The following is a 9,662-nucleotide window of genomic DNA, read 5'->3' as shown; positions in this document are numbered from 1 at the left end:
ACTGTTTTGAGGTTGCAGATGGAAGCTGACGTGGTTTGAAGAGATTTTCGAAGAGATTTTCGAAGAGTATTAGTTAAAAACTTGATAAAGGAGAAATAAAGATGGCAGAAATTTATCTAGCAGGTGGTTGTTTTTGGGGCCTAGAGGAGTATTTTTCACGCATTTCTGGTGTATTAGCAACCAGTGTTGGCTACGCTAATGGACAAGTCGAAACGACTAATTACCAGCTGCTCAAGGAAACAGATCATGCAGAAACGGTTCAAGTGATTTACGATGAGAAAGCAGTGTCACTCAGAGAGATTTTACTTTATTATTTCCGAGTTATCGATCCTCTATCCATCAATCAACAAGGGAATGACCGTGGTCGCCAATATCGGACTGGGATTTATTACCAAGATGAAGATGATTTGCCAGCTATCTACACAGTTGTGCAGGAGCAGGAGCGCATGCTTGGGCGAAAGATTGCAGTAGAAGTGGAGAAACTACGTCATTACATTCTGGCTGAAGACTACCACCAAGACTATCTTAAGAAGAATCCTTCAGGTTACTGTCATATCGATGTGACCGATGCTGAGAAGCCATTGATTGACGCAGCAAATTATGAAAAGCCTAGTCAAGATGTGTTAAAGGAAAGCTTAACCGAAGAGTCCTATCGTGTTACCCAAGAAGCTGCTACAGAGGCTCCATTTACCAATGCCTATGACCAAACCTTTGAAGAAGGGATTTATGTAGACATCACGACGGGTGAGCCACTCTTTTTTGCCAAGGATAAGTTTGCTTCAGGATGTGGTTGGCCAAGTTTTAGCCGTCCGATTTCCAAGGAATTGATTCATTATTACAAGGATATGAGCCATGGAATGGAGCGAATCGAGGTTCGTTCTCGGTCGGGGAATGCTCACTTGGGTCATGTTTTCACAGATGGACCTCGGGAGTTAGGTGGACTCCGTTACTGTATCAATTCTGCTTCCTTACGCTTTGTAGCCAAGGGTGAGATGGACGAAGCAGGATATGGCTATTTATTGCCTTACTTAAACAAATAAAACAGAGAGGGTGGGAGCTCCCCACTTTCTTCATTTCCAGAATACGCATAGAAGGGATTTATGAAACACTTACTATCTTACTTCAAACCCTACATCAAGGAATCAATTTTAGCTCCCTTATTCAAGCTGTTAGAAGCTGTTTTTGAGCTCTTGGTTCCCATGGTGATTGCTGGGATTGTTGACCAATCCTTGCCCCAAAGAAATCAAGGTCATCTCTGGATGCAGATTGGCCTGCTCCTTATCTTTGCAGTGATTGGCGTTTTAGTGGCCTTGGTAGCTCAGTTCTACTCAGCTAAGGCTGCGGTTGGTTTTGCCAAGGGATTGACAAACGATCTCTATCGTCATATTCTTTCCTTGCCCAAGGACAGCAGAGACCGTTTGACAACTTCTAGCTTGGTCACTCGCTTGACCTCGGATACCTACCAGATTCAGACTGGTATCAATCAATTCCTGCGTCTCTTTTTGCGAGCGCCCATTATCGTTTTTGGTGCCATTTTTATGGCTTATCGAATCTCAGCTGAGCTGACTTTCTGGTTTTTAGTCATGGTTGCCATTTTGACCATCGTCATTGTAGGGTTATCTCGATTGGTCAATCCTCTCTACAGCAGTCTCAGAAGGAAAACGGACCAACTGGTTCAAGAAACGCGCCAGCAATTACAAGGGATGAGGGTCATTCGTGCTTTTGGACAAGAAAAACGAGAGTTACAGATTTTTCAAACCCTTAACCAAGTCTATGCCAGATTGCAAGAAAAAACAGGTTTCTGGTCTAGTTTATTAACCCCTCTGACCTATCTGATTGTCAATGGAACTCTCCTCGTCATTATCTGGAAGGGCTATATTTCAATTCAAGGAGGTTTACTCAGTCAAGGTGCTCTCATTGCCCTTATCAACTATCTCCTACAGATTTTGGTGGAATTGGTCAAGCTAGCCATGCTGATAAATTCTCTCAATCAGTCCTATATCTCAGCTAAGCGAATCGAGGAAGTCTTTGCCGAATCTCCAGAAGATATCCATTCAGAGTTAGAACAAAAGCAAGTTACCAGCGAACAGGTTTTACAAGTCCAAGAATTGACCTTTACCTATCCTAATGCAGCTCAACCTTCTCTAAGAGACATTTCCTTTGATATGAAGCAAGGGCAAATCCTTGGTATCATTGGGGGAACGGGTTCTGGTAAATCAAGCTTGGTGCAAGTCTTACTTGGTCTTTATCCAGTAGACAAGGGAAGCATTGACCTTTATCGAGATGGATCTAGTCCTCTTAATCTTGAGCAATGGCGATCTTGGATTGCCTATGTGCCCCAAAAAGTCGAACTCTTTAAAGGAACCATTCGTTCCAACTTGACTCTAGGTTTAGATCAAGAACTATCTGACCAAGAACTCTGGCAGGCCTTGGAGATTGCGCAAGCTAAGGATTTTGTCAGTGAAAAGGAAGGACTCTTGGATGCCCTAGTTGAGGCAGGAGGTCGAAATTTCTCAGGTGGACAAAAACAAAGGCTGTCTATTGCTCGCGCAGTCTTGCGCCAAGCTCCATTTCTCATCCTAGATGATGCGACTTCGGCCCTCGACACCATTACCGAGTCCAAGCTCTTGAAAGCTATCCGAGAAAATTTGCCAGACATGAGCTTAATCTTGATTTCTCAACGAACCTCAACACTTCGTATGGCAGACCAGATTCTCCTCTTGGAAAAAGGGGAGCTCCTAGCTATCGGCAAGCACGAGGACTTGATGAAATCCAGTCAAGTCTATCGAGAAATCAATGCATCCCAACATGGAAAGGAGGACTAGCATGAGACGACAAACTGCAAACCAGACGCTCAAACGTTTAGCCGTAGATTTAGCAAGCCGTCCTTTTCTCCTTTTCCTAGCCTTTCTAGGAACCATTGCCCAAGTTGGCTTATCAATTTACCTACCTATTCTGATTGGGCAGGTCATTGACCAAGTCCTAGTGGCTGGTTCATCACCAGTTTTTTGGCAGATTTTTCTCCATATGCTCTTGGTGGTAATAGGAAATACTCTGGTACAATGGGTCAATCCTCTTCTTTATAATCGTTTAATCTTCTCTTATACTAGAGACTTACGAGAGCGAATCATTCATAAGCTCCATCGGTTACCGATTGCTTTTGTGGATCGTCAAGGTAGTGGAGAGATGGTTAGTCGTGTGACCACAGACATAGAACAGCTGGCAGCCGGCTTGACCATGATTTTTAATCAATTTTTCATTGGCGTTTTGATGATTTTGGTTAGTATTCTAGCCATGCTTCAAATTCATCTCCTCATGACTCTTTTGGTCTTGCTATTGACGCCACTGTCTATGGTGATTTCACGCTTTATTGCCAAACGCTCCTATCATCTCTTTCAGAAGCAAACAGAGACAAGGGGGATTCAGACACAATTAATTGAAGAATCGTTGAGCCAGCAGACCATTATCCAGTCCTTTAATGCTCAAGAAGAGTTTATCCAAAGACTGCGTGAGGCTAATGACAACTACTCAGGCTATTCTCAGTCAGCCATCTTTTATTCATCAACGGTCAATCCTTCGACTCGCTTTGTCAATGCGCTCATTTATGCCCTTCTAGCTGGAGTGGGAGCTTATCGTATCATGATAGGCTCTACCTTGACCATTGGACGCTTAGTGACTTTTTTGAACTATGTTCAACAGTACACCAAGCCTTTTAATGATATTTCTTCAGTGCTAGCTGAGTTGCAAAGTGCTCTCGCTTGTGCAGAGCGTGTTTATGGAGTCTTAGATAGTCCTGAGGTGGCTGAAACAGGTAAGGAAGTCTTGACTAGTGACCAAGTCAAGGGAGCTATTTCCTTTAAACAGATCTCTTTTGGCTACCATCCTGAAAAGATTTTGATTAAGGATTTATCTATCGATATCCCAGCCGGTAGCAAGGTGGCCATTGTTGGTCCGACAGGTGCTGGCAAGTCAACTCTTATCAATCTCCTCATGCGTTTTTATCCTATTAACTCGGGAGATATCTTGTTAGATGGTCGTTCCATTTATGATTATACTCGAGCATCATTGAGACAACAGTTTGGCATGGTGCTCCAAGAAACCTGGCTCAAGCAAGGGACAATTCATGACAATATTGCCTTTGGCACTCCTGATGCTAGTCGGGAGCAAGTGATTGCTGCTGCCAAAGCAGCCAATGCAAACTTTTTCATCCAACAGTTACCTCAAGGCTATGATACAAAGCTAGAAAATGCTGGAGAATCTCTCTCTGTCGGTCAGGCTCAGCTCTTGACCATTGCCCGAGTCTTTCTGGCTATTCCAAAGATTCTCATCTTAGACGAGGCGACTTCTTCTATCGATACACGAACAGAAGTGCTGGTACAGGATGCCTTTGCCAAACTCATGAAAGGGCGAACAAGCTTTATTATTGCCCACCGCTTGTCTACCATACAGGATGCAGATTTGATTCTTGTCTTGGTGGATGGCGACATTGTTGAGTATGGGAACCATCATGCCCTTATGGCTAAGAAGGGCAAGTATTACCAAATGCAGCAAGCTGCAGTTTTTAGCTCTGAATAAGCCATTCTCTTTTGAAAGTTTATGGACGAAAAAAGTTGCCTTCGGGTGACTTTTTTGTTACAATAGCTAGAAAAATTATTCACTGTAAATTGTCTTATAGAAAAGGAGCCTAGAATGAAAGTCTATCAGCATGTAAATATCGTGACTTGTGATCAAGATTTCCATGTTTATCTAGATGGAATCATAGCAGTTAAGGATTCTCAAATCGTCTATGTTGGTCAAGAGAAGTCAGAGATTTTAGAGCAAGCTGAGCAGATTATAGACTATCAGGGAGCCTGGATCATGCCTGGTTTGGTCAATTGCCACACCCATTCTGCTATGACAGGTTTGAGAGGGATTCGAGATGATAGCAATCTCCATGAATGGCTCAATGACTATATCTGGCCAGCAGAAGCTGAGTTTACTCCCGACATGACTACTAAGGCGGTCAAAGAAGCTATGATAGAGATGCTCCAGTCGGGAACAACAACCTTCAATGATATGTATAATCCCAATGGTGTGGATATTGAACGGATTTATCAGGCAGTGAAAGATTCCAAGATGCGTTGTTATTTCTCACCGACTCTTTTTTCTTCAGAGGCAGAGACGACTGCTGAAACTATAAGCAGAACTCGTGCAATCATTGAAGAAATTATTGGATATAAAAATCCAAATTTCAAGGTTATGGTAGCCCCACATTCTCCCTACAGCTGTGATAGAGACTTGCTGGAAGAAAGCTTAGATTTGGCAAAAGAACTGAATATTCCTATCCATATCCATGTGGCGGAGACCAAGGAGGAGTCAGGCATTCTCCTGAAACGCTACGGCAAACGCCCCCTTGCTTTTCTAGAAGAACTGGGTTACTTAGATCATTCATCTGTCTTTGCTCATGGGGTCGAATTAAACGAGCGAGAAATTGAACGTTTGGCAACTTCTCAAGTGGCTATTGCCCACAATCCTATCAGTAACCTCAAACTGGCATCAGGGATTGCTCCAATCATCCAACTGCAAAAAGCAGGAATAGCAGTAGGAATTGCGACTGACTCGGTCGCTTCTAATAATAATTTAGACATGTTTGAGGAAGGACGGACTGCAGCCCTTCTTCAGAAGATGAAAAGTGGAGATGCCAGCCAATTTCCTATCGAAACAGCTCTCAAGGCACTGACAATCGAAGGGGCTAAGGTTCTAGGAATGGAAAATCAGATAGGAAGTCTGGAAGTTGGTAAACAGGCAGATTTTCTCGTTATTCAACCACAAGGGAAAATTCATCTCCAACCTCTGGAAAATATGCTTTCTCATCTGGTTTATGCAGTTAAATCTAGTGATGTAGATGATGTTTATATTGCCGGAGAACAGGTTGTTAAGCAAGGTCAAGTCCTGACAGTAGAACTTTAAAAGAAAAATCACGAAAAAATTTTAAAAAAAGTTTGCAAAAATCTTGCATTCTTTTTTTGACTATGCTATACTTATATACGGTTTGAAAAAACTGCCTAAGACAGTAGGGGAGCTCGACTCATAAATATCCTACCGAGGACAAAACGTATCATGTAAAAAGAAGCGTATTGTACTTTCGTGTCTAGGTTTGGGCGCGTTTTTCTTTTGAAAAATTTCCCCAAGCAAAATAATAACGGAGGTGAACACACTAATGAGTGAAGCTATTATTGCTAAAAAAGCGGAACTAGTTGACGTAGTAGCTGAGAAAATGAAAGCTGCTGCATCTATCGTCGTTGTAGACGCTCGTGGTTTGACAGTTGAGCAAGATACAGTTCTTCGTCGTGAGCTTCGTGGAAGCGAAGTTGAGTATAAAGTTATTAAAAACTCAATCTTGCGTCGTGCAGCTGAAAAAGCTGGTCTTGAAGATCTTGCATCTGTATTTGTTGGACCATCTGCAGTAGCATTTTCTAACGAAGATGTTATCGCACCAGCGAAAATCTTGAACGACTTTTCTAAAAACGCTGAAGCACTTGAAATCAAAGGTGGTGCAATCGAAGGCGCTGTCGCATCTAAAGAAGAGATTCTTGCACTTGCAACTCTTCCAAACCGCGAAGGACTTCTTTCTATGCTCCTTTCTGTACTTCAAGCGCCAGTGCGCAACGTTGCTCTTGCAGTCAAAGCGGTTGCAGACAACAAAGAAGACGCAGCTTAATCTTAAGCTACGCAGCGTAGCCTAGCTACGAAAATCTATTATAAATTTAAAACATATTTGGAGGAAATAACAATGGCATTGAACATTGAAAACATTATTGCTGAAATTAAAGAAGCTTCAATCCTTGAATTGAACGACCTTGTAAAAGCTATCGAAGAAGAATTTGGTGTAACTGCAGCTGCTCCTGTAGCTGTTGCTGCAGCTGGTGCTGCTGACGCTGGTGCTGCTAAAGATTCATTCGACGTTGAATTGACATCTGCAGGCGACAAAAAAGTTGGCGTTATCAAAGTTGTACGTGAAATCACAGGTCTTGGTCTTAAAGAAGCTAAAGAACTTGTTGACGGTGCACCAGCACTTGTTAAAGAAGGCGTTGCAACTGCAGAAGCTGAAGAAATCAAAGCTAAATTGGAAGAAGCTGGAGCTTCAGTTACTCTTAAATAAGAGGCATATACCAATTAGAATTCGGAATACTATAGTATCAGCCTTTTAGAATCGTGAACACATTTTAGAAACTGATAAATTAATTTAGTTTCCTACCAAAAACCCTACCAAAAATTAATTTGGCAGGGTTTTTGTTTTTAACAAATTTATCGTGGAGAACAATTGAATATTGTTCTCCTTTTTTTATTTTCAGGAGGGAAAATGACAAAAGAATTACAATCATCACGCTATATTGTCATTTCATTTTTAGTACGTGAAATGGGAATTGACATTGTTGAAGCCATCTCTCTTATGGCTGAATTAGAAAAAAGTGGCTTGGTTCGCTTGGAATCAAGTGGAGATTTAATACTCAAAGAACTTGGAGGAGCGCTATGAAACGAATTACCGCAAATCAATACCAAACTTCAGAACGGTATTACAAATTACCTAAAATTCTTTTTGAGGATGAGAAATATATGGATATGAAACTAGAAGTAAAGGTGGCTTATTCTATTTTAAAAGATCGTTTAGAATTATCTCTCAGTCGTGGTTGGATAGATGAAGAAGGAGCGGTTTATTTAGTATTTTCTAACTCTAAACTGATGAAACTGTTAGGTTGTTCGAAGTCAAAATTACTGTCTATCAAAAAAATTCTTAAAGAATATGACTTAATTGATGAAGTCCAACAGTCTTCAAGTGAGAAAGGGAGACTAGCTAATAAGATTTATTTAGGGGAGTTGTCTTATACCCCAGTAGCTAGTTCAAACAGGCCTAGTGTTAAAAAAAGACTAGGGCAGGTTGAAAATGAAACGGCCCCCGTCTCATATTCAGCCCCTAGTGAGACTGAAGTTAGTGAGACTGAAATTAGTGAGACTGAATCTTTATTTATTGAGGATGAGGAGGATAGGAATACTCAACCTATCTTGAAAAGAAAAGTAGAAAAGGTCACAAAATATGATCGAGATTATATTTGGGGATTGGTACAAGATCAATTTAGACGAGAGGGGTTTTCTGAAACAGCCAGTGAAATTGCTATGACGGATTTTGAGAGAATCTATCAGTATGCTCTAGATAATGTTCACTTTGTTAGACGTGCGGAAGTTTTAGCTGAATTTGTGTTTAATGGCCTATATTCCGTTTGGAATAACCGTGTTAGAAAAGGAGGTGGTTAAAATGTCGCCAATCGAGTGGATATTAGTTATGCTCATTGTCATTTCAAGTGGTGTGACTATTTGGACATTTATAGTCGGTCAGAAAGGGGTGATAAAGAAATGAAATTTATTGATTTATTTTCAGGTATCGGTGGTTTTCGACTAGGAATGGAAAGTGTCGGACACGAGTGTATTGGATTTTGTGAGATTGATAAATTTGCTAGGAAATCTTATAAGTCCATTTTTCGAACAGAAGGAGAAATAGAATTTCATGACATACGAGATGTTTCAGATGACGAATTTAAAAAACTTAGAGGGAAAGTCGATGTCATCTGTGGGGGATTCCCTTGTCAAGCATTTTCAATCGCAGGAAGACGATTGGGATTTGAAGATACTAGAGGAACTTTATTCTTTGAAATTGCTCGAGCGACCAAACAAATCCAACCACGTTTTCTTTTTCTTGAAAATGTTAAAGGCCTACTCAATCACGATAAGGGACGGACGTTCACCACAATCCTTACCACACTTGATGAGTTGGGGTTTGATGTTGAGTGGCAGGTGCTTAACAGTAAGGATTTTGGCGTTCCCCAAAACAGAGAGAGGGTGTTTATTATCGGACATTCTAGAAAGAAAGGTACCAGACTCTTATTTCCTTTCAGACGAGAAGGTCAAACAACTAACTCTGAGACTTTAAAAACACTAGGGAATTTAAATCCATCAAGAAGTGGAATGAGTGGTAAAGTCTATTATTCAGAAGGTCTTGCGCCAACCTTAGTTCGTGGAAAAGGAGAAGGATTTAAAGTTGCGATTCCTTACATGACACCAGATAGATTAGACAAAAGACAAAATGGTAGACGCTTTAAGGAAAACCAAGAGGCGATGTTTACTTTAAATACTCAAGATCGTCATGGTATTGTCGTTGTTGGAGATTTACCAACTAGCTTTAAGGAAACTGGTCGAGTTTATGGAAGTGAGGGCTTGTCTCCAACACTGACTACAATGCAAGGTGGAGATAAAATCCCCAAAATACTAATTCCAGAACCAATCCAATTTCTAAAAGTACGGGAAGCAACGAAAAAAGGATATGCTCAAGCAGAGATTGGGGATTCAATCAATTTGGAAAGACCAAGTTCTCAGTATCGTCGTGGTAGAGTTGGAAAAGGTATAGCGAATACGTTAACAACTAGTGGTCAAATGGGAGTAGTAGTGGCTAGCTATGAAGGAGAAGATAAACAAGTTTATCATGTAGCCGGTGTCTTGATAGATGGACAATTTTACCGTCTGAGGATACGACGAATCACTCCTAAAGAGTGTTTTCGCTTGCAGGGATTTCCTGATTGGGCTTTTGAAGCTGCTAGAAAAGTCTCTAGTAATAGTCAGCTCTATAAACA

Annotated in this window: 9 protein-coding genes and 1 other annotated feature; all 9 genes read left to right on the top strand. The window is 41.1% G+C overall.

Annotation, left to right across the window (positions count from 1 at the left end):
- Positions 1 to 101 precede the first annotated feature (101 nt).
- Positions 102 to 1,040, top strand: a complete 939-nt coding sequence (msrB, locus tag QZ359_RS05605; RefSeq protein ID WP_293963944.1) for a peptide-methionine (R)-S-oxide reductase MsrB — start codon at positions 102 to 104, stop codon at positions 1,038 to 1,040.
- Positions 1,041 to 1,100: 60 nt separating this feature from the next.
- On the top strand, positions 1,101 to 2,825 hold the full coding sequence (locus tag QZ359_RS05600) for an ABC transporter ATP-binding protein (RefSeq protein WP_293963943.1): 1,725 nt from the start codon (positions 1,101 to 1,103) through the stop codon (positions 2,823 to 2,825).
- 1 nt (position 2,826) lies between these two features.
- Positions 2,827 to 4,575 (top strand): ABC transporter ATP-binding protein, encoded by a 1,749-nt coding sequence (locus QZ359_RS05595; protein ID WP_293963942.1) that lies wholly within the window; start codon positions 2,827 to 2,829, stop codon positions 4,573 to 4,575.
- 114 nt (positions 4,576 to 4,689) lie between these two features.
- Entirely contained in the window at positions 4,690 to 5,949 is a 1,260-nt protein-coding gene (locus tag QZ359_RS05590; RefSeq protein WP_293963941.1) for a TRZ/ATZ family protein, read from the top strand.
- A gap of 76 nt (positions 5,950 to 6,025) precedes the next feature.
- Positions 6,026 to 6,161, top strand: a sequence feature (ribosomal protein L10 leader region).
- Between the two features lie 38 nt (positions 6,162 to 6,199).
- The gene (rplJ, locus tag QZ359_RS05585) at positions 6,200 to 6,700 is read left to right on the top strand and encodes a 50S ribosomal protein L10 (RefSeq protein WP_001287277.1); all 501 of its coding nucleotides are present in this window, start codon (positions 6,200 to 6,202) and stop codon (positions 6,698 to 6,700) included.
- Positions 6,701 to 6,772: 72 nt separating this feature from the next.
- Positions 6,773 to 7,141 carry a 50S ribosomal protein L7/L12 gene (gene rplL, locus QZ359_RS05580; protein WP_001196965.1) on the top strand — a complete coding sequence of 123 codons (369 nt, stop codon included), beginning with the start codon at positions 6,773 to 6,775 and terminating at the stop codon, positions 7,139 to 7,141.
- 201 nt (positions 7,142 to 7,342) lie between these two features.
- Complete coding sequence (locus tag QZ359_RS05575) at positions 7,343 to 7,516, top strand: hypothetical protein (protein ID WP_000159607.1); 174 nt, start codon at positions 7,343 to 7,345, stop codon at positions 7,514 to 7,516.
- Positions 7,513 to 8,292: a replication initiator protein A gene (locus tag QZ359_RS05570; protein ID WP_293963940.1), complete on the top strand. Its 780-nt coding sequence runs from the start codon at positions 7,513 to 7,515 to the stop codon at positions 8,290 to 8,292. The genes QZ359_RS05575 and QZ359_RS05570 overlap by 4 nt, the downstream gene beginning before the upstream one ends.
- 99 nt (positions 8,293 to 8,391) lie before the next feature.
- Positions 8,392 to 9,662, top strand: a 1,271-nt coding sequence (gene dcm / locus QZ359_RS05565) for a DNA (cytosine-5-)-methyltransferase (RefSeq protein ID WP_293963939.1), incomplete at its 3' end; no start/stop codon positions are given.

It is taken from the genome of Streptococcus sp. (assembly GCF_019414905.1).
In the GTDB taxonomy this organism is placed as follows: Bacteria; Bacillota; Bacilli; order Lactobacillales; family Streptococcaceae; genus Streptococcus.
This window is presented reverse-complemented; position numbering and strand designations above follow the sequence as displayed.

Bases quoted from the DNA above. Each gene is read 5' to 3' on its own strand.
- QZ359_RS05590 (WP_293963941.1), top strand. From the start codon at position 4,690: ATGAAAGTCTATCAGCATGTAAATATCGTGACTTGTGATCAAGATTTC.
- msrB (WP_293963944.1), top strand. From the start codon at position 102: ATGGCAGAAATTTATCTAGCAGGTGGTTGTTTTTGGGGCCTAGAGGAG.
- rplL (WP_001196965.1), top strand. From the start codon at position 6,773: ATGGCATTGAACATTGAAAACATTATTGCTGAAATTAAAGAAGCTTCA.
- QZ359_RS05595 (WP_293963942.1), top strand. From the start codon at position 2,827: ATGAGACGACAAACTGCAAACCAGACGCTCAAACGTTTAGCCGTAGAT.
- QZ359_RS05600 (WP_293963943.1), top strand. From the start codon at position 1,101: ATGAAACACTTACTATCTTACTTCAAACCCTACATCAAGGAATCAATT.
- QZ359_RS05570 (WP_293963940.1), top strand. From the start codon at position 7,513: ATGAAACGAATTACCGCAAATCAATACCAAACTTCAGAACGGTATTAC.
- QZ359_RS05575 (WP_000159607.1), top strand. From the start codon at position 7,343: ATGACAAAAGAATTACAATCATCACGCTATATTGTCATTTCATTTTTA.
- rplJ (WP_001287277.1), top strand. From the start codon at position 6,200: ATGAGTGAAGCTATTATTGCTAAAAAAGCGGAACTAGTTGACGTAGTA.